The sequence below is a fragment of the Tomitella biformata AHU 1821 genome (assembly GCF_000524475.1).
Taxonomy (GTDB): Bacteria; Actinomycetota; Actinomycetes; order Mycobacteriales; family Mycobacteriaceae; genus Tomitella; species Tomitella biformata.
Map to the genome: position 1 here is coordinate 72,283 of NZ_BAVQ01000035.1, position 26,387 is coordinate 98,669.

At 62.9% G+C, this 26,387-nt stretch carries 25 protein-coding genes and 1 pseudogene; 17 read left to right on the top strand and 9 right to left on the bottom strand.

All coding sequences use genetic code 11. The features are described 5' to 3' along the window. Positions 1 to 8: 8 nt before the first annotated feature. Together TBIF_RS25995 and TBIF_RS11730 are read right to left on the bottom strand one after the other, a co-directional pair. Positions 9 to 686, bottom strand: coding sequence for a hypothetical protein (locus tag TBIF_RS25995; RefSeq protein WP_024794988.1), 678 nt, complete (start codon positions 684 to 686; stop codon positions 9 to 11). Positions 687 to 951: 265 nt separating this feature from the next. Next, complete coding sequence (locus TBIF_RS11730) at positions 952 to 1,599, bottom strand: TetR/AcrR family transcriptional regulator (RefSeq protein ID WP_024794989.1); 648 nt, start codon at positions 1,597 to 1,599, stop codon at positions 952 to 954. Positions 1,600 to 1,738: 139 nt separating this feature from the next. On the opposite strand from TBIF_RS11730, the gene TBIF_RS11735 reads away from it, so the two are divergent. After that, positions 1,739 to 3,481 carry an acyl-CoA dehydrogenase family protein gene (locus TBIF_RS11735; protein WP_024794990.1) on the top strand — a complete coding sequence of 581 codons (1,743 nt, stop codon included), beginning with the start codon at positions 1,739 to 1,741 and terminating at the stop codon, positions 3,479 to 3,481. Beyond that, a complete protein-coding gene (locus tag TBIF_RS11740; RefSeq protein WP_024794991.1) occupies positions 3,474 to 4,448 on the top strand; it encodes an oxygenase MpaB family protein in 975 nt (324 codons plus the stop codon). The genes TBIF_RS11735 and TBIF_RS11740 overlap by 8 nt, the downstream gene beginning before the upstream one ends. On the opposite strand, the gene TBIF_RS11745 is transcribed toward TBIF_RS11740, so the two are convergent. After that, a complete protein-coding gene (locus TBIF_RS11745) occupies positions 4,445 to 5,317 on the bottom strand; it encodes a TIGR03620 family F420-dependent LLM class oxidoreductase (RefSeq protein ID WP_200182815.1) in 873 nt (290 codons plus the stop codon). The two genes, TBIF_RS11740 and TBIF_RS11745, sit on opposite strands and share 4 nt — an antisense overlap. A 92-nt stretch (positions 5,318 to 5,409) precedes the next feature. On the opposite strand from TBIF_RS11745, the gene TBIF_RS11750 reads away from it, so the two are divergent. The 6 genes from TBIF_RS11750 (at position 5,410) to TBIF_RS25405 (ending at position 13,084) form a co-directional block, all read left to right on the top strand. Beyond that, positions 5,410 to 6,411 carry a hypothetical protein gene (locus TBIF_RS11750; RefSeq protein WP_148302245.1) on the top strand — a complete coding sequence of 334 codons (1,002 nt, stop codon included), beginning with the start codon at positions 5,410 to 5,412 and terminating at the stop codon, positions 6,409 to 6,411. Positions 6,412 to 6,459: 48 nt separating this feature from the next. After that, positions 6,460 to 7,302, top strand: coding sequence for a DEAD/DEAH box helicase family protein (locus TBIF_RS11755; protein WP_024794994.1), 843 nt, complete (start codon positions 6,460 to 6,462; stop codon positions 7,300 to 7,302). Positions 7,303 to 7,532: 230 nt separating this feature from the next. Beyond that, positions 7,533 to 8,765: a tyrosine-type recombinase/integrase gene (locus tag TBIF_RS23505; RefSeq protein WP_235174682.1), complete on the top strand. Its 1,233-nt coding sequence runs from the start codon at positions 7,533 to 7,535 to the stop codon at positions 8,763 to 8,765. Next, a complete protein-coding gene (locus TBIF_RS25400) occupies positions 8,758 to 10,560 on the top strand; it encodes a hypothetical protein (protein WP_148302246.1) in 1,803 nt (600 codons plus the stop codon). Before TBIF_RS23505 ends, TBIF_RS25400 begins: the two co-directional genes overlap by 8 nt. Continuing rightward, a complete protein-coding gene (locus tag TBIF_RS23510) occupies positions 10,557 to 12,650 on the top strand; it encodes a hypothetical protein (RefSeq protein ID WP_207165656.1) in 2,094 nt (697 codons plus the stop codon). Before TBIF_RS25400 ends, TBIF_RS23510 begins: the two co-directional genes overlap by 4 nt. Before the next feature lie 29 nt (positions 12,651 to 12,679). Continuing rightward, positions 12,680 to 13,084 carry a hypothetical protein gene (locus TBIF_RS25405; RefSeq protein ID WP_148302247.1) on the top strand — a complete coding sequence of 135 codons (405 nt, stop codon included), beginning with the start codon at positions 12,680 to 12,682 and terminating at the stop codon, positions 13,082 to 13,084. Between the two features lie 385 nt (positions 13,085 to 13,469). On the opposite strand, the gene TBIF_RS11760 is transcribed toward TBIF_RS25405, so the two are convergent. Further along, a complete protein-coding gene (locus TBIF_RS11760; protein ID WP_024794995.1) occupies positions 13,470 to 13,721 on the bottom strand; it encodes a helix-turn-helix domain-containing protein in 252 nt (83 codons plus the stop codon). Between the two features lie 116 nt (positions 13,722 to 13,837). Here TBIF_RS11760 and TBIF_RS11765 point away from each other — a divergent pair, with 116 nt between their 5' ends. Then, complete coding sequence (locus tag TBIF_RS11765) at positions 13,838 to 14,458, top strand: hypothetical protein (RefSeq protein ID WP_024794996.1); 621 nt, start codon at positions 13,838 to 13,840, stop codon at positions 14,456 to 14,458. Between the two features lie 111 nt (positions 14,459 to 14,569). Further along, positions 14,570 to 15,559 (top strand): hypothetical protein, encoded by a 990-nt coding sequence (locus TBIF_RS11770; RefSeq protein WP_024794997.1) that lies wholly within the window; start codon positions 14,570 to 14,572, stop codon positions 15,557 to 15,559. A gap of 202 nt (positions 15,560 to 15,761) precedes the next feature. On the opposite strand, the gene TBIF_RS11775 is transcribed toward TBIF_RS11770, so the two are convergent. Next, on the bottom strand, positions 15,762 to 16,142 hold the full coding sequence (locus TBIF_RS11775; protein ID WP_024794998.1) for a hypothetical protein: 381 nt from the start codon (positions 16,140 to 16,142) through the stop codon (positions 15,762 to 15,764). A 520-nt stretch (positions 16,143 to 16,662) separates the two neighbouring features. On the opposite strand from TBIF_RS11775, the gene TBIF_RS11780 reads away from it, so the two are divergent. The 3 genes from TBIF_RS11780 to TBIF_RS11790 all read left to right on the top strand — a co-directional run bounded on the left by TBIF_RS11780 (position 16,663) and on the right by TBIF_RS11790 (position 19,177). After that, complete coding sequence (locus TBIF_RS11780) at positions 16,663 to 17,052, top strand: TA system antitoxin ParD family protein (RefSeq protein WP_024794999.1); 390 nt, start codon at positions 16,663 to 16,665, stop codon at positions 17,050 to 17,052. 371 nt (positions 17,053 to 17,423) lie between these two features. Continuing rightward, positions 17,424 to 18,140 (top strand): hypothetical protein, encoded by a 717-nt coding sequence (locus TBIF_RS24475; protein WP_024795000.1) that lies wholly within the window; start codon positions 17,424 to 17,426, stop codon positions 18,138 to 18,140. A 227-nt stretch (positions 18,141 to 18,367) separates the two neighbouring features. After that, on the top strand, positions 18,368 to 19,177 hold the full coding sequence (locus tag TBIF_RS11790; protein WP_024795001.1) for a TIGR02391 family protein: 810 nt from the start codon (positions 18,368 to 18,370) through the stop codon (positions 19,175 to 19,177). Positions 19,178 to 19,269: 92 nt separating this feature from the next. On the opposite strand, the gene TBIF_RS26275 is transcribed toward TBIF_RS11790, so the two are convergent. Then, on the bottom strand, positions 19,270 to 19,872 hold the full coding sequence (locus tag TBIF_RS26275) for an MFS transporter (protein ID WP_235174695.1): 603 nt from the start codon (positions 19,870 to 19,872) through the stop codon (positions 19,270 to 19,272). Positions 19,873 to 19,921: 49 nt separating this feature from the next. Between TBIF_RS26275 and TBIF_RS23525 the strand changes: the two are divergent. Continuing rightward, positions 19,922 to 20,599 (top strand): annotated as a pseudogene (locus tag TBIF_RS23525) (helix-turn-helix domain-containing GNAT family N-acetyltransferase); the annotation flags it as partial. Positions 20,600 to 20,751: 152 nt separating this feature from the next. On the opposite strand, the gene TBIF_RS11805 reads toward TBIF_RS23525, so the two are convergent. Further along, complete coding sequence (locus tag TBIF_RS11805; RefSeq protein WP_024795003.1) at positions 20,752 to 21,141, bottom strand: heavy metal-responsive transcriptional regulator; 390 nt, start codon at positions 21,139 to 21,141, stop codon at positions 20,752 to 20,754. 105 nt (positions 21,142 to 21,246) lie between these two features. Here TBIF_RS11805 and merA point away from each other — a divergent pair, with 105 nt between their 5' ends. Both merA and merB read left to right on the top strand, forming a co-directional pair. Continuing rightward, positions 21,247 to 22,677 (top strand): mercury(II) reductase, encoded by a 1,431-nt coding sequence (gene merA, locus TBIF_RS11810; protein ID WP_024795004.1) that lies wholly within the window; start codon positions 21,247 to 21,249, stop codon positions 22,675 to 22,677. A 34-nt stretch (positions 22,678 to 22,711) separates the two neighbouring features. Next, the gene (gene merB, locus TBIF_RS11815) at positions 22,712 to 23,371 is read left to right on the top strand and encodes an organomercurial lyase MerB (protein WP_024795005.1); all 660 of its coding nucleotides are present in this window, start codon (positions 22,712 to 22,714) and stop codon (positions 23,369 to 23,371) included. 178 nt (positions 23,372 to 23,549) lie between these two features. Here the strand turns inward: merB and TBIF_RS11820 are convergent, their stop codons facing one another. Together TBIF_RS11820 and TBIF_RS11825 are read right to left on the bottom strand one after the other, a co-directional pair. Further along, positions 23,550 to 24,665, bottom strand: coding sequence for a sensor histidine kinase (locus TBIF_RS11820; protein WP_024795006.1), 1,116 nt, complete (start codon positions 24,663 to 24,665; stop codon positions 23,550 to 23,552). Continuing rightward, positions 24,662 to 25,366: a response regulator transcription factor gene (locus TBIF_RS11825; protein ID WP_024795007.1), complete on the bottom strand. Its 705-nt coding sequence runs from the start codon at positions 25,364 to 25,366 to the stop codon at positions 24,662 to 24,664. The genes TBIF_RS11820 and TBIF_RS11825 overlap by 4 nt, the downstream gene beginning before the upstream one ends. Before the next feature lie 384 nt (positions 25,367 to 25,750). On the opposite strand from TBIF_RS11825, the gene TBIF_RS11830 reads away from it, so the two are divergent. Beyond that, positions 25,751 to 26,368, top strand: coding sequence for a DUF305 domain-containing protein (locus tag TBIF_RS11830; RefSeq protein ID WP_024795008.1), 618 nt, complete (start codon positions 25,751 to 25,753; stop codon positions 26,366 to 26,368). The last annotated feature ends 19 nt before the right edge of the window (positions 26,369 to 26,387 follow it).

Sequence of the window (26,387 nt, forward strand, 5' to 3'; positions counted from 1 at the left end):
GTGGCCCCCTAGAAGACCTCGTTGACATCGCGCGAGAGGGTGAACCCGCCTCCTGGCCCCCAGCAGGTGATGCCCGCCTCGGTGGACTGGCAGGCGACGGACTGGACGATGATCGTGTCGCCGTACGCCAACACCTTGCCGCCGCCGCGGTTTGTCCCGTCGACCGGCGGTCCCACATAGATGCCCTGGTTGAGACAGATGCGCTGGGCATTGCCGCCCGCCAGCTTGATCCCGACGGCGCTGGTGGCGGAGTTCTCGCACGGCGGCCCGTCCGTGGAGACAGGCGCGTCGGAGGCCTGGCAGCCGACGCCGAGCTGGGGATCGTCCGGGTAGACCCCGCACATGATGTTTCCGCTGGGCGATTGGAAGTAGAAGGCCGGTCCGGACTGGAAGTCTCGGGCGTCGACGTTGGCGTCGTCCCTGGTCGGCGGCGCGGGGCGCGCGGTGGAGGTCCCGGTGGAGGGCTCTGGGGCGGGCGATGCCGACGGGTCCGTGGCAGCAGGTGACGTGGCGTTAGGTGACGTGGTGGCCGAGGGCGTGGTGGCGTCGGGCTGGCTCGCGGTGGCGGTTGGAGTGGCGGTGTCCGCCGCCGAGTCGTCGCTGCCGCAGGCGGTCAAAGTGATGGCCAGCCCGAACGCGATGACGCAGGCATGGAGGGCTCTGGTGGCGGTGCGGGTGGGGTGCATGGTTGCTCCTCAGGTCCCCAACCGTGACCGGTGCTGGCCTTGACCCCGGTTAGTGGACACGGGTTTAAGCGGCGGGCGACGCCGCGACGGACTGATCTGAGTATCGCATCTCGAAAGCCACGGGGCTGGCTTATCCGCCGAGTGCTACCGACGGCGGTTTCCGCCATCGCGTTGTCCCAGCATTGACCAGCCAGTCCCCATCGGCCGAGGCTAAGGCCGGGTGCAGCGGCCAGAGCGTCAGGGCAGGGGTGTCAGGGCTGGGGTGTTAAGGCTGGGGCGCGATGGCCGCGACGAGCGCCGCGGCGAACGACGAGAGTCGCTCGCGGGTGTAGCTCTCCGGATCGGAGATTGCGAGCCGGCCGACCATCTCCGCGAACGACATCATGGTGTGCGCGAGCAGCTCCGGGTCCAGCCGCGCGAGCGAGGGGTCGAGGTCCGCGGCCGCGTGGGCAAGCAACTCCGCCTGGGCCAGCACGGATGACCGGGCCGCGCGCAGATGCTCGCGGTACTCGCCGGGCGCGTTGTCCGGCGGCGTGAGGATGAGCCGCCAACGGACGGGGTTCTCCAGCACCACACGGATGAATCCGGTGACGGTGGCCGCGTAGGCGGCGGAGGGGCCGAGCTCGGCCAGATCGGTCGGCAATGTCTGGAGCACCTGCACCACGGCGCGCTCACGCTCCCGGTCAAGCAGTGCCGCCACGAGATCCGTGCGGGTCCGGAACACGGTGTACAGCACGGGCTTTCCCACGTCAGCCTGCGCGGCCACGGCCTCCATGCTCAGCTGGTGGAAGCCCTCGCGGCCGGCGACCTCGAAGGCCGCGTCGAGCAATTGCGCGCGTCGCAGCTCCGGCGTGAGCCGGGGGGCGTACTTGCGGCGCGGCCGGGTGCGCTCCGCGCTGTCGGCGCTGGTCAAATCGGGGTCCCTTCCGTGGCATCGTTCTGGCCACCATAACTGGTCGGCCACTACTACTGGTGAATCATACGCAACCGTTGCATTGACCGCGAGTGATTGTTACGCTCGCGTTGTATTCACTACGAGGAGGCACGCCGCCATGACCCCGCAGCCCACCGATCTGCTGTTCCACCCCGGCACATACGACCCCACCCACTTCGACCCGGAGACGCGCAGACTCTTGCGGGCGACCATCAACTGGTTCGAGGCCCGCGGCAAGGGACGGCTGCTTGGCGACTACCACGCGAAGGTCTTCTACCAGGACTTTCTCGACTTCCAGGCCCGCGAGGGACTGTTCGCGACTTTCCTGACGCCGCGCCGCGACGCCACCGGGCCCGATCAGCGCTGGGACACCGGCCGCATCGCCGCGCTCTCGGAGATCCTCGGGTTCTACGGGCTCAACTACTGGTACCCCTGGCAGGTCACAATCCTCGGGCTCGGCCCGGTGTGGCAGAGCGATAACGCCGAGGCCCGCGCCAGGGCGGCGGTCGCTCTCGCCGCGGGCAGCGCCGGCGCGTTCGGCCTCTCGGAGAAGGAGCACGGCGCGGATGTGTACTCGTCCGACATGGTGCTCACCGCCGACGGGAACGGCGGCCACACGGCCAGCGGGTCCAAGTACTACATCGGCAACGGCAACTGCGCGAACATCGTCTCCGTCTTCGGCCGTATCGCCGGTGTGGAGGGGGCCGACCAGTACGTGTTCTTCTATGCGGACTCCGCGCACCCCGCCTACCGGGTCGTCAAGAACACCGTCCCGTCGCAGATGTACGTCGCGGAGTTCGAGCTGACTGACTATCCCGTCGCGGCCGCGGATATCCTGCATACCGGGGCGGAGGCGTTCAGCGCCGCGCTCAACACTGTCAATATCGGCAAGTTCAATCTTTGCTTCGGCGGGATCGGCATGGCGACGCACTCGCTATATGAGGCGATCACCCACGTGCACAACAGGATTCTCTACGGCAACCCCGTCACCGATTTCCCGCACGTCCGCCGCGAGTTCACCGACGCCTACACCCGGCTGCTGGCCATGCGGCTGTTCTCCGATCGTGCGGTCGACTACTTCCGCAGCGCCGACTCCGAGGACCGCCGCTACCTGCTGTTCAATCCCATCACCAAGATGAAGGTGACGACGGAGGCGCAGCGGGCGATCACGCTGCTCGCGGACATCACGGCGGCCAAGGGCTTCGAGACCGACTCCTACTTGGCCGCGGCAAAGGTGGACGTGGACGGCCTGCCGAAGCTCGAGGGCACTGTCGCGGTCAACCTTGCGCTGATCGCGAAGTTCATGCCCGCCTACCTGTTCGCGCCGGCGGAGCTGCCGGCAATCCCCACGCGGCTCGACGCGGCGGACGACGAGTTCCTGTTCCGTCAGGGCCCGGCCCGCGGGCTGTCCAAGGTCCGCTTCCAGGACTGGCGCGCGGTCTACGCCAGGTTCGCCGGGCTACCCAATGTGGCGCTGTTCGCCGAGCAGGCGGAGGCTCTGACCCTGCTGCTCGCCGAGGCCGCGCCGGACAAGGACCAGCAGGGCGACCTTGATTTCGGCCTCGCCGTCGCGGAACTGTTCACCCTGATCGTCTACGGCGAGCTGATCCTGGAGCAGGCCGAGGTCCTCCAGCTCGACGAGGACGTCGTCAACCAGGTCTTCGACGTGTTGGTGCGCGATTTCACCGCGGCCGCAGTCGAATTGCACAGCAAGGCCTCAGCGACGCCGGACCAGCAGCGTCTGGCGCTGGCCGCGATCCGCCGCCCACAGACCGACCCCGCACGGACCGAGAAGATCTGGAACCAGGTGTTGGGGCTATCCGGCGCCTACGAGATGGAATGGGAGCCCTCCGATGGCTGACATCACTACCCGCGACGCGGGTTCGGGCGTGCACCTGCCGGCCGCAGAGTTGGGGAAGGGCCAGCGCGAGGACTTCGGCTTCTTCGGCCCCGGCTCGCCCACCTGGCAGGTCTGGACCGCGCCGACCGCGCTCATCGGCTTCCAGCGGGCGGTGGTGCTCGAGCACTTCGACCCGTTCCTGGCAGCCTCCGTCGCGGACATGCAGGGCATCTACCGCGACCCGGCCGTGCGACTGGACCACACCCTCGCCTATTTCCTGACGGTCGCGACGGCCGACGGTCGCACGGCGACGGCCCTGGCCGACCACCTCGCCCAGGTGCACAAGCAGTCCACCGGCATCGAGCCGGTCAGCGGCAAGCGCTACAGCGCCAACAGCCCAGAATCACAGCTGTGGATTCACATCACCGGGTGGCACTCCGTCCTCAAATGCTACGAGATGTACGGCCCCGGAAAGCTCTCCGACGAGGATGAGCGCCGCTACTGGGCCGAGTGCGCGATCGCGGCGGAGTTGCAGACCTGTAAGTCGACGGACGTGCCTACGACGCGGGACGGGGTGCGCGCCTACTTCGCGGAGGTGCGGCCGAGGCTATGCACGTCCGAGCGCGCCAACAAGGCCATGCATTACCTGCTGCGCACGCCCGTCAAGCGCGGCGGGCTGCAGTTCGCCGCGGGCAGCCGGCTGATCGCGCCGCTGGCCATCGCGAGCCTGCCGAACTGGATGCGCGAGCTGGGCGGCTTCGACCAACCTGCCGTGATGGACAAGGCGGTGACCCCGCTGGCGCGGGTGGCGGTGCGCGTGGCGTCGCGGCCGCGGTTCGAGCTGGCCATCCTCAAGGCGCTCGCGCCGGGCACGGGGAGGGTCCTGAGCCGGCACCTGCACGCGACTGCGCCGGCCTTCGAGGGCACCGTGACGCCCGCTCAGGTCAGAGCGTGGGCATCGGCAGAGAGCGTTGCGAGCTCGGGCTAGGTGAGCAGCGCTGCCGCGAGGTCCCGATATTCTGCGGCGGGGAACTGGTCGGCGTTCGCCGTCAGCACCTGGACGGCGACCTCGTCGGCACCGGCTTGGTAGTGGGCGTCGATCCCGCTCACCACCTTGTCGAGGCCGCCCCACGGGATCAGTGCGTCCATCAGCCGGTCGCTACCGCCGCCGGCCACGTCCTCCTCGGTGTATCCCAGGCGGCGGAGGTTGTTCGAGTAGTTCGGCAGCGACAGGTAGCCGCGCATGTACTCGCGGGCGATGCCGCGGGCGGTCGTCTCGTTCTCTTCCAGCACGACGGCCACCTCAGGCGCCAAAAGCGGCGCGGCCCCGAGGATCTGGCGTGCGAGCGCGGTGTGCTCCGGGGGCGTGAAGTAGGGGTGCGCGCCCGCTGCGCGCGCCGCCGACAGCGCGAGCATGCGGGGCCCGAGTGCGGCTAGCACTCGCCGGTCGGCGGGGACCGGGTCTGCCGCGCCGTCGAGCGCGTCGAGGTAGCGCACCATCTGGCTGTAGGGCTTGGTGTAGGTCGCGGCGTGTTGCGCGTCCACGATCGGGGCGTGGCTGGTGCCCACGCCGAACAGGAAGCGGCCCGGGTGGTCCCGCTCGAGCTCGGCGACGGACTGGGCGGCGACGGTCGGCTCGGCGTGCCAGATGCTGACGATGCCGCTGGCGACGCCGAGCGTGGTTGTCGCAGAAAGCAGCTCGGCGTACATCTCCGGGATTCCCTCTCGGAAGCCGCCGGACGTCCAGAGCCGCGCGTAGCCAAGTTCCTCTAGTTCGCGGGCCGCGTCGAGGGCCGCCTCCCGATGCTTCCTGCTCAGCCAGAATCCGCCGCCCCACACACTCACCTGTCGCGTCATGCAACCGACCCTAATCGAAGCGCTGGAAACCCTCGTTGTCCTGACCGAATCGGTGCCGAAATTTGTCATACCCGCGGGGCATAATCCGGGTCATGGCGATGAGAGAAGCGGGTCAAAAACTGCACGTGGTCGTGGGCGCCCCGTGGAAGGACGCGCTCCTGGGGTACCTCTCCGCGGACGCTCCAGGTGACAACTGGGACCTGCCAGACGGGCTGCGCAAGGGCGATCTCCTGCTGAGCATCCTCGAGACAACGCCGCGCACAGTCCTGTGTCTGGAACGGGTGGCGCGGGGCGGGCGGAGCCTGGAGCTCGAGGAGGTGTGGGACTGGCCCGGGCTGCCGGAGCTGGCGACGCTGGAGTCAGCGAGCGGACTCCGAATCCGTAAGAGCGCGGGCCAGGTTGCGGATGCGGCGGCGGACCGGGTGCTGGCGGCGCTGGACACGCTAAGGGGCGACCGCGATAGCAAAGAGGACGGATCCACCGCTACGGCCGCACGTGTGATTAGTGGCAGCGGCCTGCGCTGCGGGGGTTGCGAGGACGAGTTCGCGCTGTCCGGCGGCGATGCCCGCAACCAGGTGCGGGTGTTCGCGCTGGAGAGCAATGGCGAGACTGTCCGCCGCGGGCTGTGCGCGTCGTGCCAGCGGGCCGCCCGAAAGCCCGAGGTCACGACGATGGCCCAGCTCAAACACGCGGTCTTCCCGGCGTGCCCGCTGTGCGGGGCCCAAGCGACCTCCTCCATCGCGTGGGGCATGCCGGCCGAGCCCCCGCCGCCATGGGTGGTGGTCGGCGGCTGCTGCATCGCCGGCAATGATCCGGACTGGTCCTGCGGCGCGTGCGGACACTGCTGGGGTCCGCGCGAGCTGCCGCCGAAGACCGGCGACCGAGCGCAGGCCCACCTGTTCAACTTCGACGGCCGGGCGCAATTCGTGTCGATCCCGGACGTGCGCGACCCGCAAGAGCTGCAGGTCGGGGAGCTCATAGTCGAGGGTGTCGGCTCCGCCTGGGGCGAGTACTCGCGGTGTTTGATTATCCGCGACGACGGCGCGCTCAGACTGATCGAGCCGGACACCATCGTGGTGATCGAGCGGGGCTGAGCGGCCCGTACCGTGAACCCCGACTCCGCACTACTGGAAAGAGGCGAGATGCCCGGCCGTGCACGCCGCAAGACGACCGCGACACGCAAGCCAGCTGCCCGCAAACCCGCGAGCAAAAAGCCCAGCGCGGCCCAAGATCTGCCGGAAGCGAGTGCGGGCCAGCGCATCTGGGTGCTCGACGTGCCTTACCGCGCGCCCGCGCCTGGGGCCAAGTATTACAAGGGCATCAAGGCCTACGCGTATGTCGGCACGGACCTGCCGACTGAACTCGCGACCTACGCCAACAAGCCATATTCCTACGCGCGATGGGCGGAGGACGAGCTCAACGGCGGCGTCGGCCTGGGCACTGCTGGAATGGGGGCGGTGGCTGTCGCCAAGCAGCCCCGCCAAGAACAGCTCGAGGCCGCCGCCGCGATTGTCGCCGCGCACGCGGCCGGCCATCGTGGCTTCCTGCTGGCGGATGACCCCGGCGTCGGCAAGACCGGCTCCGCGGTGCTGGCCGCGCGTGAGATCCTCGACGCCCAAATCCGGGACGGGAAGGGTTCTGGCACCGCCCTGATCACCGTCGACCGGCCCGCGCAGATCACCATCCCCGCCTGGCGGGACGCGCTCGCGGCATTCGGCGACGGCGGGCACCGCTGGCTGATCATGTCCCCCGACCAGCTGAAAAAGCTGCTCGGCGGCAACGGCCGGCCCAAACACCACTTCGACGTGATCATCAACGACGAGGCGCAGCAGTTTCGGCACCTGACGGCCCAGCGCACGCAGTACCAACGGCGGATCAACAAGCTCTCGGCCGAGCCGGCGAAGGCCCCGTTCGTCATCACGGTCACCGCCACCCCCGGCCACCATCCTGGGGTTATGCGCTCTGTTTGGCAGTGTCTCACCTGAGGGTTACGGTACCAGCCGGGCTGGACTGCTAGCCCCACAGCCGTAGGGACGAGGGATTCAGCATGGAGTTGTACTTTGCCGATTGGGCAGCGATCGGTGACGGGCTTACGTATGGGGACCCAGAACTTCCTAGAGAACGCCGGGTCAAGGATGGGACGCCGATACTCGTAGATGGGCAGATGCGTCCGATGGAACCATGGTGCTCCTTCCTACGTTTGTATTCTCAGAACTTGAGCAGCAATACCGTACGGTCTTATGCGCGTGATGCGCTGACATTTGCCAGATTTCTCGATAATCGTGGAGTGGCAATTTTAGATGCCGTTGAGCGTGATTTATCCGCCTATTGTGACGATCGCCTCAGTACTGGGATATCGACTAGAACCCTCGATCGGCAGTTGGTATTTGTGCGCGCCTTCTTTACGTACTTGTTCGAAACCGGCCAACGGGAAGAGTTGCCTTGGATACGTATAGCAAGCAGATCGGTTGTGCATCGTGAGGCTCCCCGGACGGACTTAAGAATCAGATCGATTAATCGAGCTCAATGGAGAGCCTTTCGTAACGTCGGCCTGGGCGGGGAGTTGCCATCCGGCGAAATCGATCCATCTTTTCGGGGAAGATCCACTGTTCGTAATATGTGTGGTGCAGAAGTTGCTATCACGACCGGAATGAGGCTTCGAGAGTGGCAATCATTACTCGACGTTGAGGTGGAAGAAGGGGCGTCTGGGGCGGTCGTTGAGCTGCATGTTGCGGCGAAAAATTCTCGTCGGAGAAACGTGTATATTCCGGCATCAACGATAAAAGAGATCGACCTGTATCGAGCAACTGAGCGTCGCCAGGCCGTTAGATCGGCTCAGTTCACTCTGCGAAAGAACCTACATAGTCTCGCGGTAGTTCGAGAGGTAGACCGCGCCAAAAGGAGCCTGACTTACACCGTAGGCGGTGTCGAGCGAACATATCAATTGCCGTCAATCCCATTGGCTCACCGCCGCATACTGGTGATGCAGGACGAATCCGGATTAATTGAACCAATGTCGCTGTTCCTGGGCAGAGGTGGCACGCCACCAACCGCCCGAAGATGGCAGCAGTACTTCCAGACAGCGAACTCTCGAGTAGCGCAATTTCACGATTACTTGACCGCGATGCCGGCAGCTATTACGCCACATGATCTTAGACATACTTTCGCATTAGTGATGTTGCGTAGTCTGCAGCAGCAGGCCGCTAATCTCGAGCGGTTGCGGCCCGTCTATAGGACCGGAACAATCAGCGAACATGTCAGTCACAACCCTCTCTTGACACTGCAGCGTCTACTCGGACACTCAAGCCCCTCGACAACCATGGTCTATTTGCGATACATCGATGAATCGCATGAGCTCGTACAACGTGCTTTTGAGGAATGGAGTGATGAAAATCTAGACTATGCCAGTTATGTTGCAGATGAGATTCTGAGGACTCGCGATGAATGAATCAGGCGCACACCACCGAGTTGTCAACCTCGAAGGGGTGCGACTCAAAAGTGTCCGAATCAAGCCCGAGGAATATCAGGCTTCCACGCTTATCGGTGAGTTGGCTGACGCATGGGTAGCTCGCTCCAAAATGCTTGCACCTACCACGACCGCAAACTACGTTGCGAGTATTCGTCTGCTAGGAAAATTCCTCAACGATGAAAAAGATCGGTTCCTGACAATGTCCGGAGACGGATACGCAGTCGCCGCGCGTTTACATCACTGGGAGAAGTCATTAATAGAGAAATATCAACGGTCAAGCACTCGACCCAAGAAGCTGGGCATACAGATTCGAGTCCTCGTTCAATACTGGATGCAGGACAATGGGATGGATGCGACGGTGTTGGGCGATTGGTCGGATAGCAATGTTCTGGACCAACGGGAAAATACGAGCGCTCCATTGGATGAATTTAGTAATTCTGAACGCATTTCCTTGAGGGATAAGTGCCGAGGAATAGTGCGAGAGACTGAAAGAAGATTGCAACTAGGAGAATCTCTTTTGGCTCGCGGAAGGGACCCCCGAATTCATGGTTGGAACGTAGTTGAAAATGTACTATGGGCACTGACAAATCTGCCCTTCAGCGAAGAATTTCGTCATGAAGTCATCGGTCCTGGATGCAAGGATTATGCCCGAAGCGTTGCTCGATTATCGGGTGTTGAACCTCCTAGAGGAAGCTATTCCACATGCGTTCCTGCAGTGGCAAGATTTCTTCTATCACCAACATCAGAGTATTTGTTGGCAATCCGAATATTGTTACATCTAGAGACAGGATGGTCTCCGGAGGAATCACGGCTTCTACGCCGCGAGGATGTAATTCACGAGGGCAATGTAGTCAGGGTGAGAACTACAAAGTTACGCGCCCGCAGAATTCGGTGGGAAAGTTTGCCAACCAGTGGAGGTCCGAGCCCGGGATGGAAATCCGGCGATCTCATCGTGCGAGCTGCAAACTCGATGAGATTCGCCCATTCTAATGCGGAGGAGGGGCAGCCATTTTGGGTTGCAGGATTTGCCGCCTATCGGGGGCAAGCGCCATATGACTACCCAGGATTCTCCATTCGGGATGCATTCCGCACAAATAGTACGACATTGAAGAGGCTGATCGATCACCACAACCTTCCTATATCTGAGCCGCATGATATGCGCCGGATCCGGAAGACCGTCAAGAGCATTCGAGCAGTCAGGTTAGGTACCTTACATGGGTCTGCTGGCGATGATCATTCTGTAGAAGTTTTTCAGGGATATTATGCGCCAACGACCACAGTTAACACGGTGGCTGCCCGTACTGTCATACGTGCGCAGGGCAAGGCGTTGCGCCGGGCGATCGAAGGCCCCACAGTGCATACAGAGTCGGCAGCAGATTTGGTTGGAAACAGGAATCAGGATGTGGCGCATATTGCTGGCGAAGTTGCTGGAGAATCTGACATTGAAAAGGAGCTATCAATAGCAGGTTGCTCCGCGCCTTACAATTCACCTTTTGAGGAAGACGGAAAGTTGTGTCATGCTTCCCCCTCCCTCTGTTTGGAATGCCCTAATGCAGTGGTATTCAGGGATCATTTGCCGCGACTGGCGGCCTACGAGAACATCTTGAGGGGGCTCAAAAATTCAATGAATCCAGTTGTCTTTGATGCGACCTATGGAAAGCAAAGTCGAAATCTCCATAATATCCTTAATTTGTTTGACCCGGCCGATGTGGAAATGGCTAGAGATCACCCTATGCCGCTGCATAGGGAGCTGGGAGAGAGGGGGGGCCTATGAAATTTGATATTGGCCAATATCCGCATGGTGATTGGCAACCTGTTTTCGCGGAGGACGATGTTGTGATCCCAAGGGGGCGGCGGGTGAATTCCGGTCCGGTTCCGTTATTTGGGGACATGCCGAGATGGGACCTCACCGCCATGGGCCTCGCGCCAAATATGTACGCGGCATCGGCGCAATTAGTGTTCGACCGTATTCCGAAGGACTGGGTACTAATTGCTAAAACCCTGGCGATGGCGATGCTAAACCCTGGACATCAGAAACTGCTAGATGCCGGCCTGTTCGGCATGAACCATGCCTACAAGATGGGAACAATTCGGGGGCAGAATTCTGAATTGGCGCTGCTTGCGGTGTGGTCTGAGAAGGTGGGTCTGACGGCAGACTTATCCCGGTGGACAGAGGATGATTGTAGATCGTATCTGTTAGAGGTTGAAACCGTTCGATCGAAGTACGCGCGGCAATCGGCTCAGAATGTTCTCCGGAGACTATATAGATGTAGGGGGATTATGGGAGGGCGAGGACTTTTATTCGAGGTCGAGCCGGCGGGATCGAAGGCCGTTAGCGGTGAAATTATGACCCGTCCGATATCTCCTGAGGTATTCTGGCCTCTAATCAAGGCGTGTTGGACATACATAGATGTATATGCGCCTGATGTTATCCGGGCTCGAAATGACATTCAAATGCAGATTTCCAGATCTTCCAAACTCAAGGCAGAGGGGCGTGGAAAAAAAATTAGCCCTCGGGAACGACGCCTTCGGATTGATCGTGGTATTGATGCCTGGTTGGCATCTTCGAGTGGATTCATTCCATTACACACTGCTTCCTATGGGAAAGCTCGGAGAGGCGAAGTAAACTGGGGAAGGCTTGGCATGTTTGTATCCCCATTTGGTGGGGGTAGACATGTATTTGAGGGCACATGTGGTGAACGCCGTAGAACCCTCGTCATGGAGTCTATTAGAGACGGATTCCCTGCGCAATACGGCCTCATCGCAGTTAATCCGATAGTTGTTGATCGGTCTGATGGCACTCGTGGTCCGTGGTGTCTTGGGTTCGACGACGTGAGCCTCTGGAAGGAGCTAGTTCAGCTGAGGAATGCTTGCTACATATTCGTGTCGATCATGTCTATGATGCGCGACAGTGAGGTTCAGGGTATTGCGGCGGGTGCGCTGGTCACGCACTATGGCGCCCCGGCAGTCGAGAGCAAAGTTCACAAGCACCGACCCGACGGGGGCACTCCACGTAGATGGTGGGTTAGTGATCCCGTTGTCAAGGCGATTGAAGTCGCGGAGGCGATTGCACTGGACGAAGACAAGATATTTGGCAGTGCTATGAAGGGAATGTCTACTGGGTTCAAGCCTTATTCTCAGATACCATCGTTTGTTTCATGGGTGAATAGTAATGCTGACGAAAGAGGGCTCGACAGGATCCCCGTGGAGCGTATCACTCCACATATGTTTCGTAGGACAATGAGTATGATAACAGCGAACGAGCCCGACGGGGAGATAGCTCTTGGAATCACGCTTAAGCACAATGCAGTTCGAGCCCTCGCCAATGCAACCACCTCGGGCTATGGTGCGGCTACGCCAGCCTGGGCCCGTGAATTCGAGCATGAGCAGAAGAACGTCAACGCGGGTGAACTGGTATCTGATTGGTCGCGTAATCGTAGCGGCGAAATCGTGGCTCGTGGCGGTGGTGAGAAGAATTTCGTGGATGGTCTGAACCGTGTTTCTGAAAAATTGGAATCGGTTGGCAAGATCGGCGACGAACGCATGCTCAGGAACCTTCTTCGCGACGAGTTCTCGTCGATTCGACTGGGTACAATCAATCACTGCTTAGGCGATCCGCAGAAGGCGCTATGTCTGGAAGGGCAGTCTGAATTAGTCCGAGCAGAGGGGCCGATCCCTAGCATGTGCCAGCCTGCGACCTGTCGTAATTCAGTTATCACGGTTGAGCAGTTATCGATATGGATGGAGGAGGAGAAAGATCTGACTGCAAAGTTGAGTGATCGAAGGATGTCTGAAGTGCATAGGGCTAGGTTGGTAAAGCAATTGGATAGCGTACGAACTGTCCTCGGGAGTCGAAGGCGGTGACGGATATGGGGCCGGTGCCGGTCGCGGCTGTGACCACCGGAAGCGAGCAGAAGTTGCGGGCAGCTATGAAGCGGCTTCTTGATGGTAAACCGATTAGAACTGATGGCCGTCTGATCAAAAGTAACCTGCATATTGAGGCCGGTGTTAGCAGGGCGACAATGAATCGGGCATTGGCAGTACTTGAGGAGTGGAACTCGACGGTGCGTGATACTCGGCCGCGTGATTCGAAGTATGCCGCACTAGAGCAGGAGGCTGCGGTTCTGCGTGCGACTGTCGCCAGGCTGAGGAAAGAAAATGGAGAGCTTGGTCGGAAGAACCGGGGAGCAGTGACCATAATTGCTGAATTGAATTCTGAACTGCGAGCATTGCGGGGCATGGATCCGACCGGAACTATTGTTCATTTGGTTCGTCCCAAGTCGTCGAGGGGGCGTTAGAGGGTTTCGGTCTCTCGTCCTAGGACGGTTTCCCGTGGGGGAAGAGGGCGTTGCATCAGCTCGATGTCCGGTTAGGCGTTGGTCGGAGGAGCGGCGATGCGCGGTCGTCCTCGGCGGAATGTCATGGATTCCAGAAGCGGTGTTCCTAGCCTCGAACGAAGTTCATGGGATTGGTGCTGTGGCTGCAGGATGCTTGTCCGTCCTGTTGCCACGATCATGCGTCGCGGGGGCTTCCTGCTGGCTCGGTCCGCTGTTCGATGGTCTCTGCGAGCAAGAGTCTGGGTTTGCTGGTGGGGGTTGGGTCGCCGAAGCCGACTGTTCGGTGTCGCTCAGACTGGACGCGATCGCGGTTGGGTCGCCTAGGAGTCCGTTGGGGCTTGATCATCTACATGGGGTCGGGCTGGATTCCGGTAATCAGGACCGCGGGATCAATCTGGAACCCGTAGGCGATCTTGACGATGGTCTCGAGCCTGACACCTTGCACGCCGCGTTCCGCCCGCCCGAGGTAGGTGAAGTGCACCCCGCACTTCTCGGCTGCAGTCTCCAGACTCCACCCACGGTGCTCTCGGATGCCTCGAAGACGGGCACCGAACTCTGCTGCTGGTCCTGAGACTGGGGTCTTCTTCGGTGCCGTCACCAGTGGAGTGCATGCGATTCGTCCGTGCCGGACCAGACCCTAATAGTCTAAATTGCTAGATTCGTTCGGTGCCTGACGATTCCCTTGAGATTTCAACTACCCACCGCCTGCGTCGGATGAGCCTGGAGCAGGGGTCACTCCCGCTGCTGGCAGCTGGTCCTCCCTATGACCAGGACGAGGTTGACCAGCTACTAACTCCCCCCAAGAGGCGGAAGGTCAAGGCAATGAAGGAGCTCTTCTCCGGTCTCAAGCCGGGTACGGCGATCCAAGCCGTGATCAAAGACGCTGTGTTCGGCGTCTATGCGATTGCCGGTGTGGCACGACTCTCGGAGATCGCCGGCGGCTTCTGCCTCGGGTCGACCATCCTGACTTTGGGCGTACGACCTGAGAAGTACGTGGTGTCGGTGTCAGTGCTCTCGTTGACCGGATTGCCTGCACTTGAGCTGAACTCCCACAACTTTGTGGGGTACGCCCGCCATGGACATCTGGTCCATGCGACATTTCAGAGTCGACACACAGACGAGGAGCTCCGGTTCGTTGGCTTCGCCGTCGGCGCGAGGGACTCCGGGATGCTGGGCGTTGGCCAGTGGATCATCCGCCAGCGTGGGTTGTACGCGCCCGCGCTTACGGGCATCACCCTCCTCGCCGGCACGCTGCAAACCTCTCTGATCTGTCCTCCACTCCTCAGATCTTGGGCGGAATTGGATGATCCCGTCGTTACGACACAAGACAGTTAAGCCCCGCACGACCTGAACACCCAGCTGCGACGTCGATCGCGCGGACCGATAGGCCCGCCGTCCGCCAGTGAGCTGAACCAGAACCCCCGAACTGAAGCAAGGATGATGCCTGTGGACACTGTCGAGTCCTATACCGCCACCACATGGTCCGACCCGATTGGCGGCACTGCTATCAAGGTCGCCGCCGTCTGCGCCTTGGACGAGCCGACTGAGTTCGACACAGCACCTACCCTCCGGGAGATCGCAGACGGTGCGGTGCTGACCGCGACTTTCATTGATCACCTGGTGCCTGTTGACAGCTGGCCAATACCCGATCGCGCGTTCGTTGATGCTCTCAACGAGTCGGTGGCTGATTTTGCGACCGTGGCCCCAGTCGTGGCCGTTCGGGTCAAGGGTCCAGGAGGAAGCGAAGGGCATTTGTGCCTGTGGATTGAGATGCGCCCTCGCGACCCACAACAGCTGCCACTGTGGTCGCTCTACTGTGAATGCCGTGACGACCAGTGCCTCTATATCAATGCCGCACGACTCCTGCGCAGCGGTGTCAAACATGTTGCAGCGGACAAGGATCCGCAGGTGCTGCGCGATCTTCTCGATCGTGACCGAGCTGGCGAGTGGCTAGGCCAGCCCGGCGGGTTCCCGATGTGGGGATCGACGATGTACTTACAGACAGTCTCACGGTTGACCGGATGGACGATGCACGAGTGCTGGGCCGTCGCGGACCACGCGGTCAAGGCCGGTGTGATCAGCATGGAGGGAGCCGTAGTGGGTTACCCGATCACAGTCCGCGACGTTCCTTCCGGGCCGATCATGAACTGGGATACGAACGAGCCCACCGATCCTGACGGCTGGGTCGTGTGGTGGAGCCGATTCGATGGCCGATACCAGGTCGAGGTGACTCGACTCAACAATGCCGACGCTAATTCGGGTCAGCTCACTGTCTACGCGGGTAGGACGGGTGAGGTGCTCCATAGTGAGCCAGTCGGGATCGCCTACGGCGCACCGTTTGGGCCAGACGTGAGCGATGTCGACCTGTGGCGGTGCCTCGCCATGGCCGCCGTCGACGAGCAGACCGAGAAGGACTCTGGAGGTCGGAACGGGTAGCTACGGCAACCACCTTCTTCGTGGTGAGGACACGTGACCGGCGAAGACACAGATTTCGGCACGTTGGATCACCGCCACCTGACTCGCAAAACGACATCTTCCCGACGTGAACAGATTCACCGCAGCGAAGCCGAGTGGAACTGGACGGCGGACTATCGATGAGTCTGACGCCGTCGAATGATTCCTGGCGACGCGGAACGGCCTATTGGATCCACCGATCCGCATCGGCGCGGGCACATGCCAGCACGGGGTAGGCGTCGCCGCGGCCGACTAGCCATTGCACAGGGCTCTGCCCGCCCAGTTCGTCGAATGGCGTGCACATCCAGGTTCCGCAGGTCCATGGATCCGCACCGCGGCGGAGTATCTGCCACACCTCGAGCAGATTGGGGTGCACGACGCGATCATCGGTGAACTGCCAGATGGGGAATACCCAGGCCCCGTCGGCGAGCGCACAGGCGAGGATCTCGTTGGCTGCGATTCGTGCGTCGAGCACAAGTGTGGGGATTTGGAGCCATTGGGCTACCTCGTCGGCACCGTAGAAGGGACCGACAACCTCGTCGATATGGCTTGTTCCGTCGCTCACGGCTTCGGCCCCTCGTGACGTGGATATTCCAACAGTGATGTTGCTTGGGGGAACGTCGTCGCAGAGGTGTGGACTTAGACGCCAGTCTCCGTGGCTGGGACCGATGGAGTACCTCATAGATGCTGGATGTCGTCCGGGCATCCCCATCATCAGGCCAGGCAGATGTTCAGTCCGCCCTTCTAGCGCTCCACCACCTCTGGCACCGAAGGCCCCTCCGAAGAGGGAGTGAGCACCCCAGGTCTCTAGTGCAATATGCGGCCTCCGTTGGCGCGGATCACTCATATCGGAACGGTAGCAGCGACGGCGTTGAAGCTGGGGCCGGAAACCACAGTTTGGCGAGCGGCGATGAGGGACAGGGTGGCCGCCATCATGGTTGCGTCGCTATGGAGGCTCTCAATGGGACGCGGCGCAGGTGCAAGTAGCGACGGCCCGAGAGGGGCCTCCGTCCGCCCCTCAAGGTTGCAGCCGGACATCGTCCGACGAAACAGCCCGTGCCCGCGCCCGGCGGTAAGCTCCGACCATGAGCGACGTGGAGATCCCAATCGCCGTCGACCTGCTCTTGGCCGCTCAGGCGCACGGTGTCGGTACCGGCCGGAGTGCCGCCGAGCAGATCGCTCATTGGGCGCGTATCGGCCAAGAGCTCGAGCTATCCCCCTCCGCTAGTCCTCGTCGGATCGCCGCGGTGCTGGAAGGATCCGCTTCGTACGACGACCTCAACTCGGTAGAAAAAGTCTGTGTACGCGGAACATGGAACGAGCGCATCCACGACGCCATCGCTGAACTTGATCTGCAGCTTGAGTTCGAAGCTGCTGGAGAGACTTGGTCCGAGGCCGATAGAGAGGGGTACCTCGTAATTCGCAACACCGGATCTACAGCGCCGCCCGATCCTCCCGACGAAGCATTTCGCTGATTTTCCGTCTGTCCGAGTGCGAACGCGAGCTGATCACAGTGGTCGTCAACCTCGGGATCGCAGCCTCCGAGGCTGCGGAATTAGTATCGGCCGGCCACCGGAGAACCAAGCGATCGTCGTCAAGAAACTCGCCATTGCCATCCCCCAGCGCAAGACATCTCTGCCACCGAAGGTGGAAAGTGTGGGGTTGTACGGCTGACATATTCGGGAACAAGGCTATTGCCTACCATCTGGGGATGGCCAAACCAACCCGTCCACGGTTCACCGATGAGAAGCGCCTTGCCATGTTTGTTCTGCGTGCCCGTCGCATCACATCGCACTCACTATGGCGTGAGCATCGCGACCTGTTGGAGAAGGCGCGAGGTGGCGAGATGAACATCACGGTCACGCACAACCTTCAAACGAACGAGGCAACCTACCTTCTCCGTGAGGAGTTCCCTGATGAGGAACTGCTCGAATCATTGGCCGCGCGCCTTCGCCCCCTCACACTCCCCAGCGAGGAGCTGTACTACTCGAAGGTGCTCGATTCGATCGCTGCGCTCGCGCCGAATGATCGGTTCCCTGAGTGCTTTGAGCCAATTGAGAATTGGCGGAAGATGTGGGAGGAGGTTGCCACTCGGGATGACTCCGCCCAAGGATATTTCGTCGCCACCGACCAGGGTGTCGCATCCGATCAGGACCTGATGTACGCGTGGTACTACGGCGATGTCGTGCACGCGGACGACAAGGAGGCTGCGGCGAAGGGACTCGGAGTCGAAGACAGGTATAAAGCAGCGGTCGGCATCGTTAGCCGGATTGTCGAATGTGCGGATCTAACTCTGTACCTCCTACGCTCACTCGTCGACGAGGGCGTCCTGGCGCTCGACCCAGAGTTATTCGAGCGGGAGGTAGTAGTCACCCGGACCGTGTTCGAGACGCCAGCCGAGTGGTACACGTCCGAGGTAGGGTCGCCTCTGCCGACGAGCACCTCGGCACTGGACCCTGACGTTTGGACTCCCGCGCACGACGCATTCGCCCCGCACTTGGAGACTTCAACACCATGTAAGAAGTGGTGGAAAAATAGGACGAGTCGAGCACCCAGCGATTAGGCATCACTTAAGAAACTTTCGGACTTCCACCTGACACCAGGCAACCTGCTCCTCGCAGGCTGGATTTTCGTGCAGTTAACACACTTCATGGAAGTCAGCGACGGTGCCAACATTGCCACTGATTCCATCCGTGACGACACTAGTGCAGTCGTCACGGACACAACCTGACAATCACCATAGATCGCACATCGTGACGGATCTCTGAATGAATTGGGAGAAATTCTTACATGGAACATGAAAAACCGTGGAACCTCAGCGTCCTGACCGGTGTTGCATCCGTTCTCGGTGAGACAGAGCACGGGCTCAATGGCCGCCAGATCGGAGACTTACTGGCTCGCTTGAAAATGGATGATCCTACACCGCAATCGTCCAAGCGCGACCGACTGGCGAACGCGTTTATTGCGTGGCAGAACGTGCATCAATCACCAAATCGAATTATTACATTCATCACTCATGCGATGGCGCCTGCCGGATACCGGAAAAAACCAGATCTGTTCACCCGAAGACAGGATGAGCTCGACGAGGTCCTCACTTTCGTAGGGCTCCGTATCACCAACAAGGGGCAAGTTTCAACCGGTGCGCGATCCAGTACCCTCGACGATGCAGCCCGCAACGCCACGTCATTGCTCACCGAACTCAGGCGACGCGGAACCCACCAGGAGGTATTGCGCTACTGCGACATCGAACTGCTCAAGAAGAACAACTTCCATGCGTCGATGGAGGCATGCAAAAGCGTCTTCGATCGGTTGCGATCGATCAGCGGTGCCGATGGTGACGGCGCAAGACTGGTAGACAATATCCTGGCGTTCGGAAAGTCGGGAGTGCCCGTCCTCGCCATCAACACTCTGCGTACGCAAACAGACAAGGATGAGCAGAGTGGATTCGCTAACCTCCTCAAAGGGATTTCTGGGATGTATAGAAACCCCGTTGCGCATGATCCTCGAATACTTCGAGCAGTGTCTGACACCGAGTTGCTCGAGCTCCTGACTACGCTTTCCATGATTCACCGAAGGCTCGACACCGTCGTCATCTGCTGACCGCACTATTGATCGTCAAATGGGGATGGTGAATACCGGGCTTGGCAGGAGTGGCAGAGTGCGTTGGTGACTTACAATCCCGCCATTGAGCGCTAGATGGTCCTCGGTTTACCATCACCAGTCTGACGAGGCATGCTGGCGGCGGCGAACCCTGCGGCGAGCACAGCGACCAGGCCGAGAACAACGTAAGTCCGCGCGTAGCGCCCAGTCCAGGACGAGAGCGCTGTGCCGGCCCACGGGGCGATCGCCATCATGGTGACGACGGGCGCAGATATGAGGCCGCTGAGGCGGACGTAGTGCGTTTGCCCCCAACGCTCGGTAATCGCCGTGGCCTGGATGAGGGTGCGGATTCCACGGACCACTCCAGCCCCCACCGCTACCAGAATCAATGCGGCCGCTGATCCCACGATGCCGAGCGCCGCAGTGGGCAGCGCTGTCGTGACCATCACGGCAACTGCGCGGCCACGCGGCCCGATACGGGCGGCCAACGGCAGGTACCCCACCCGGCCTAGCACCTGCCCGGCACCGCCCAGCCCTAGAGTCCACGCGGTAGAGCTGGGACTGAACCCGCGTTCAACCAGTAGCGGAACCCGGTTGAACACCACGGCGAACGCCACGAATGCGCCAAGACTCAGCGCGATCACCAATGCGGCGAAGGCCCCGCTGCGGGAGGCCCCGCGATGGTCGACGGCCATCGCGGAATGCGGCTCTGGTGCTTGTGGCCAGTGTCCTCGTAGCCCGAAACTGGGGATAGGCCAGCCCACCGTCTCCCATCACGTCCGCAAGCTCGCGGATGCCGGTTTCGTCAGCATGCACAAGGAGGGGACCAGCACCATCGTCTCGGTCAACTCCGCTTGCTGCGGGGGTCTTCCGCAGGCGGCGGATGCCGTGATGGGGCTGTTGGCCCAGCGCCCGTGCTGCCCAGAGGATTTGCCCGCCGGCGTCACGGTGCGCCCGATGGCCGACGGCGACTGGGACGCGGTGCTCCGCATCTGCGGCGACGAGATCGCCACCCGGACAGGTGAATCAGAGCCGTGTCTGCCGACGCGGGACGAGCTCGACCGTGAGTGGCTGCCGGGGCATCGATGGGTCGCCGAGGTGGATGGGGCGGTCGTCGGCTGGGCGGCATTGAGCCCCGCCTCGAGGCGAGGCCACGCCCGCGGCGTGGCGGAGGCCGAGATCTGCGTCGCGCAGGGCATGCGGGAGCGGGGCGTCGGGAAATCGCTGCTACGCACCCAGGTGATCGCCGCCGACGAGGACGGTGTGTGGATGCTGCAGACATCCATCTTCCCGAGCGACCGTGCGGCGATCGCGCTGCATCACTCCTCGGGGTTCCGCACCGTGGGTGTGCGCGAGCGCATTGTTCAGGTTGATGGGCAGTGGCGGGATACTGTGCTGCTCGAGCGCCGAGCGGCGGTGTAGCGCGTGGCCACGGTCTCGTCTGGGAATCTCACGCCGACGGGAAATCGTGGCGATGCACGTAGAACGCAGGCCCCGTCCGGTCATCGGAACAGCGAAAGCAGGCAGGGACGAGGCGCAAGGAGGCTGTGGACACCGAGATTCTGGGATCTCGATCAGAGGTAGCGGCAGACTTGGTCGGCGGAGCATGAGTTCGGGTCCGGCTTGCTCGCGTTCGCATGGAGATGGGAGATGGTCTCCCTGAGCGCCAGCAGCTCGGTGATCTGGGCGTCAAGCTCATCGAGTCGCTCGCCCAGCAGGCCCTGGACGTGCGAGCATGGCGTTTGGCCGCGTTCGCGGATCTCCAGAATCTGCCGGATTTGGGCGAGGGTCAGCCCGGCGGCCTGGCCCCGATGGATGAACCCGACCTGGCCCACGGCTTCGTCGGTGTAGTCCCGGTAGCCAGAGGCCAGTCGTTCGGCGGGGGTGAGGAGTCCGGACTCCTCGTAGAAGCGCAGGGTCTTGGTTGTCGTGCCGGTCGCCTCGGCGAGTTGCCCGATTCTCATGTGAGCCAAAGCCCCCTCCGTGATCGCCAGACTTGACCTTCCATCGTACTGGAAGGTTCATAATGGCGGACAGGAGTTCCTGAGTCACGACGAAGAGGTATCTGAGTGAGCGACAAGCTGTTCGATCTGGCGATTATCGGCTCCGGGGGCGGAGCCTTCGCGGCCGCAATCCGGGCCACAGGACTGGGCAAGCGGGTCGTGATGGTCGAGCGCGGAACCATCGGCGGGGCGTGCGTGAACACCGGGTGCGTGCCGTCGAAAGCACTCCTAGCCGCTGCGGAGGCCCGCCACGTCGCGTCAGACTCGGCCCGCTTCCCGGGGGTGGCGGCCTCGGCCGGACCGGTGGACATGCCCGCGCTGATCAAGGGCAAGGACGCCCTGGTGGAGAGCATGCGAGCGGAGAAGTACGTCGATCAGGCCGCCATCCACGGGTGGGACATGGTTGAGGGGGAGGCATCGTTCACCGGAACCCCGGATGCGCCACTGCTCCAGGTCACTTCGCCCGGCGGCGCGCTGCGGACGATCGAAGCCGAGCACTATCTCGTGGCCACCGGCTCAGCCCCCTACTTGCCCCCCATTCCGGGACTGGCCGAGGCCGGCTACCTGACCTCGACGACGGCGATGGAATTGGACGAGGTGCCCGAGACATTGCTGGTCCTGGGCGGGGGCTACGTCGCTCTGGAGTTGGCGCAGCTCTTCTCCAGGCTGGGCTCCCAGGTGACGATGCTGGTCCGCTCCCGGCTGGCCTCGCAGGAGGAGCCGGAGGCGTCCGAGGCGTTGGCCGGGGTGTTCGCGGACGAGGGGATTCGCGTGGTCCGACAGGCCGCCGTGAACACTGTGGAGCGCGACGACGGCAGCGGAGAGATCGTCGTCTCCGCGACCGTGGGCGGCGGGCAGGAGATGTTCCGGGCCGCGCAGCTGCTGGTGGCCGCGGGGCGTCGGCCCGTCACCGCGGAGCTGAATCTTGACCGGGTCGGGGTGAAGACCGGCACGTCCGGGAAGATTGTGGTGGATTTCCGGCTCGCCACGTCCAACCTGCGAGTCTGGGCCGCCGGGGACGTGACCGGCGAGAGGGAGTTCGTGTACGTCGCGGCGGCCCACGGCGCCCTCGCGGTGGAGAACGCGTTCACGGACACCGTCGCGGAGGTCGACTACCGGAATCTGCCCCGCGTCACCTTCACCAGTCCCGCTATCGGGGCGGTCGGGATGACGGAGCGGGACGCCGTGGCCGCCGGGATTGCCAGCGTCAGCCAGGTTCTGCCCCTGGAGTTCGTCCCGCGGGCGCAGGCCAACCGCGACACCCGCGGCTTCATCAAGGTCGTCGCCGATCGTGACAGCGGGCGGATCCTGGGCATCTCCGCGGTGGCGAAGGACGCCGGGGAGATCGCCGCCGCGGGCGTCTACATCCTCGAGGGGGCAATGACGACCTTGCAGGTCGCCGCCGCGTGGAGCCCCTATCTCACGATGGCGGAGGGCATTCGGATCGCCTGCAAGGCGTTCACCACCGACGTCGCCAGGCTCTCCTGCTGCGCGTGAGCTCGCGTCCCCGCTGCTGAAGCAAAGGAATCACATGACCGCCATCGACGAGAAAACCCTTGCGTACCTGCTGTCCCCATCCCGGTCGGGGCTCGACCCGAGCCTGTTCGTGCCGCTCCTGCGGCTGCTGGCCGAGGGTGAGCCCGTCACCGTCGCCGAACTAGCCACGGCCAGCGGGCAGAGCGAGGATGAGGCCCGGCAAGGACTGTTCGCAGTCTCAGACGCCGAGTACGACGATGACGGCCGCGTCATCGGCCTGGCCCTGACGCTGCGGCCCACGTCGCATCGCTTCACGGTGGCGGGTCGGCAGCTCTACACGTGGTGCGCGCTGGACACCCTCTTCTTCCCCTCGCTGATAGGGAAGGCCGCGACGATCGAGTCGACTTCCCCAGGCAGCGGGACCCCTATCCAGGTGACAACGGGCGCCGACGGCACGATCACATCCATGCAGCCCAACACCGCCGTCCTATCCCTCTTGATCCCGGAGCACGACGGACCCGTACGGTCCTCGTTCTGCAACCAGGTGCACTACTTCGCCTCCCGCGAGGAGGCCCAACCGTGGCTGGATGCACACCCCGATGGCGAAGTCCTAGACATCGCAGCCGCACACCGGGTCGGCGCCGCCATCGCGGCCTCAATGTTGTCGGAAACCCCTCCGCAGACCCGGGCGAACGGGCTACCTGTTCTCGAATGACGGATGGCGACGATGTCAGCCGCCGTTACTGGATCCAGTTAGGACCGACTTCCGACTGTCTGTCATGATCACTGGCGTGTCCTGCTAGCTCTCGCTGCATCTCGACACCTGCCCTACTCTGAGATAGAAGGCTCACGCGCGGATTACAGAATTCACGGGAGGCTCGGGTAGCTCCAAGCTATTCGATCGCCGGCAGTTGGACGGTGAACCGTGCGCCGTGGCCCTGCCCGTCGCTGCGGACGTGGATGGTGCCCCCGTGCGCCTCGACGAGGGCGCGGGTGATCGTCAGTCCGATCCCGCTGCCGCCGTGCTGGCGATCGCGCGCGGTGTCAGCACGGTAGAACCGGTCAAATAGATGTTCGAGATGCTCGGGGGCGATGCCCTCGCCGTTGTCTGAGATGGTGATCTCGACCCAGCCCTGGCCGTGGGGGCGGCTGGTGACGGTGACTGTGCCACCGGTGGGTGTGTGGCGTAGGGCGTTGTCGAGCAGGTTGCCGAGGACCTGGCCCATTCGGTCGGGGTCCGCGGTCACGGTTGTCGCGCCTCGCGCTTGCCCGCCCAGCGTGACGGCCTTGTCGTCGTAGCGCTCCTGAACGCTGCGGATCGCGGTGTCGATCAGCTCTGCCGTCGGGATCGAGACCGCGGCGATGCGCTCGCGGCCCTCCTCCGCGTGGGAGACCGCGGTGATGTCGCGGGCGAGGCGGCCCAGGCGGTGGGTGCTCAGACGCAGGATCTCCATGGTGCCGGCGTCGAGTTCGCGGACGCCGTCTTCGAGGGCCTCGAAGTATGAGTCGAGGGTGGCCAGGGGTGTGCGCATTTCATGGGCGAGGTCGGACAGCATCTGCCTGCGGGTCCCCTCGGTCTCCTCGAGCCGGTGGGCGAGCTCGTTGAAAGCGGCGGTGAGCTGGTCGAACTCGCGGCCCAGCCCGGGGCCGGCGACGCGGACCCCGTAGCGCCCACTTGTGATCTGCGCGGCGGACGCGGTCACGGAGGCGATGGAGCGTTGGACCCGGCGCGCGATGAACCAGCTGACCGCCAGCGCGAGCAGCACCGCGAACGCCAGCGCGATCGACCAGGTCAGGGTCATCGACCAGGCGTACGCCTCCTCAATGTGGGCGGCCTCCTCGGAGAGCCGGTCGATACCGGCCTGGTCGAGGTGATCGTGGAAGATGCCGGGCGCGACGGCCGCCGCGACCAGCCACGCGCTGACGGCGCAGCCGACGACCACCGCAGTTACCGCGGCGAGCAGCCGGGTGCCGAAGCTGGTTGCGGCGAGCTTGTCGCGCCGGGTCACTGCGCCAACCCCAGGCCGGTCCCCATCCGGTAGCCGACGCCGCGGACGGTGCGCACGTAGCGCCCGACGGTGGCGTCGTCGCCGAGTTTGCGACGCAGGTGGCCGATGTGCACGTCCACCAGGTGCTCGTCGCCCACCCACGACGGCCCCCACACCGCGGCGATCAGCCGCGTGCGGGTGAGGACAATGCTGGGGTCCCGCGATAGCGCCGCCAGGACGTTGAACTCCGTGCGGGTCAACGACACAGTGGCGTCGCCGACTGCGACCTCGCGGGCATCGATGTCGATGGACAGGTCCCCGAACGTGCGCACCTCTCGCGGCCGGGCCATGCCCGCAGGGGCCCCCGTTCGCGCGCGGGGACGGCGCATCATGGCCTGGATGCGGGCCATCAGCTCGCGGGGGCTGAAGGGCTTCGTCTGGTAGTCGTCGGCGCCGACGGACAGGCCGATGACGGTGTCGATCTCCTCGGCGCGGGCGGTGAGCATCACGACGTAGGCATCGGAGAAGGTGCGCAGCGCTCGGCACACCTCGACGCCGTCCAGTTTTGGTAGGCCTAGGTCGAGGACCACGACGTCGGGGTCGAATTGCCGCGCGAGATTCAGCGCGTCGTGGCCGTCGCCGGCGATGGCGACCTCGAATCCGTCGCGCTCCAAATACGATGCGACGAGCATGGCCAGCGACGCCTCGTCCTCGACGACCATCGCCCGCAGCCCGGTCGGCGGGCGCGGAGCCGGGGCCTGGCGGCTGGTCGTGGCGATGGTGTCTGGGTGCGGGGCCATGGCTCCATCATCGTCAGCACTACTTGTCCGCGGCATCCCGGCTGTCCGTCTTGACCAAATCTTCATGAAACGAACACCCGAATCATGGGGTCCACGCATCACGCTGTGGGAGGCACAGCGGCGGAGAATGCAGGACATAACAGGCAGGGGCGCGATGAGCTGGATCGGATGGTCAGCGATCGCCGCCGTGCTCGCATTGTGGGTGTTGGTGATCTACCTGGTCACCACTCTTTTTCGCGGGCCGGACCCTGCCGCTGGGTCCGGCCCCGATGACCCCTCCGCCCTCCGAACAAAGGACACAGTGACATGAGCAAGAAGACTCTCGCAGTAGGCGCCGCCGCCATCGCCCTGGTTCTGGGGTTGACCGCGTGCGGCAGCGGCGACACCGCCGCCACGGACACGACTGCCACTACGACGACCAGCGCGAGCGCCGCACAGACTCCCGCCGCCTCCGCGGAGGCGCACAACGACGCAGACGTGATGTTCGCGCAGATGATGATCCCGCACCACGCCCAAGCCGTGCAGATGAGCGAGATCTTGCTGGCCAAGGACGGCATCTCCGCGCCGATGGTGGCGCTGGCCGAGGAGATCAAGGCCGCCCAGGCCCCCGAGCTGGCGCAACTGACCGACTGGCTCGGGCAGTGGGGCGAGCCGACGGAGATGCCCAGCATGGGCCACGACATGGCCACAATGGAGGGCATGCTCAGCGAGCAGGATCTGCAGGACCTGACCGACGCCCAAGGCACCGACGCGTCGAAGCTGTTCCTCACCCAGATGATCGGCCACCACGAGGGCGCGATCACCATGGCCGAGGACGAGCTCAAGGACGGCCAGTTCCCCGCCGCGCTCGAGATGGCGCAGACCATCATCGACACCCAGCAGCAGGAGATCGACGTCATGCGGCAACTGCTGACCACGCTGTAACAGCTAGTTCCCACCCGAC

Bases quoted from the DNA above. Each gene is read 5' to 3' on its own strand.
- TBIF_RS11765 (WP_024794996.1), top strand. From the start codon at position 13,838: ATGAGCCTGGAGCAGGGGTCACTCCCGCTGCTGGCAGCTGGTCCTCCC.
- TBIF_RS11790 (WP_024795001.1), top strand. From the start codon at position 18,368: ATGGAACATGAAAAACCGTGGAACCTCAGCGTCCTGACCGGTGTTGCA.
- TBIF_RS11805 (WP_024795003.1), bottom strand. From the start codon at position 21,141: ATGAGAATCGGGCAACTCGCCGAGGCGACCGGCACGACAACCAAGACC.
- TBIF_RS25400 (WP_148302246.1), top strand. From the start codon at position 8,758: ATGAATGAATCAGGCGCACACCACCGAGTTGTCAACCTCGAAGGGGTG.
- TBIF_RS26275 (WP_235174695.1), bottom strand. From the start codon at position 19,872: ATGGCCGTCGACCATCGCGGGGCCTCCCGCAGCGGGGCCTTCGCCGCA.
- TBIF_RS24475 (WP_024795000.1), top strand. From the start codon at position 17,424: ATGAACATCACGGTCACGCACAACCTTCAAACGAACGAGGCAACCTAC.
- TBIF_RS11750 (WP_148302245.1), top strand. From the start codon at position 5,410: ATGGCGATGAGAGAAGCGGGTCAAAAACTGCACGTGGTCGTGGGCGCC.
- TBIF_RS11740 (WP_024794991.1), top strand. From the start codon at position 3,474: ATGGCTGACATCACTACCCGCGACGCGGGTTCGGGCGTGCACCTGCCG.
- TBIF_RS11755 (WP_024794994.1), top strand. From the start codon at position 6,460: ATGCCCGGCCGTGCACGCCGCAAGACGACCGCGACACGCAAGCCAGCT.
- TBIF_RS23510 (WP_207165656.1), top strand. From the start codon at position 10,557: ATGAAATTTGATATTGGCCAATATCCGCATGGTGATTGGCAACCTGTT.
- TBIF_RS11745 (WP_200182815.1), bottom strand. From the start codon at position 5,317: ATGACGCGACAGGTGAGTGTGTGGGGCGGCGGATTCTGGCTGAGCAGG.
- TBIF_RS11780 (WP_024794999.1), top strand. From the start codon at position 16,663: ATGAGCGACGTGGAGATCCCAATCGCCGTCGACCTGCTCTTGGCCGCT.
- TBIF_RS25995 (WP_024794988.1), bottom strand. From the start codon at position 686: ATGCACCCCACCCGCACCGCCACCAGAGCCCTCCATGCCTGCGTCATC.
- TBIF_RS11735 (WP_024794990.1), top strand. From the start codon at position 1,739: ATGACCCCGCAGCCCACCGATCTGCTGTTCCACCCCGGCACATACGAC.
- TBIF_RS11830 (WP_024795008.1), top strand. From the start codon at position 25,751: ATGAGCAAGAAGACTCTCGCAGTAGGCGCCGCCGCCATCGCCCTGGTT.
- merB (WP_024795005.1), top strand. From the start codon at position 22,712: ATGACCGCCATCGACGAGAAAACCCTTGCGTACCTGCTGTCCCCATCC.
- TBIF_RS11825 (WP_024795007.1), bottom strand. From the start codon at position 25,366: ATGGTCGTCGAGGACGAGGCGTCGCTGGCCATGCTCGTCGCATCGTAT.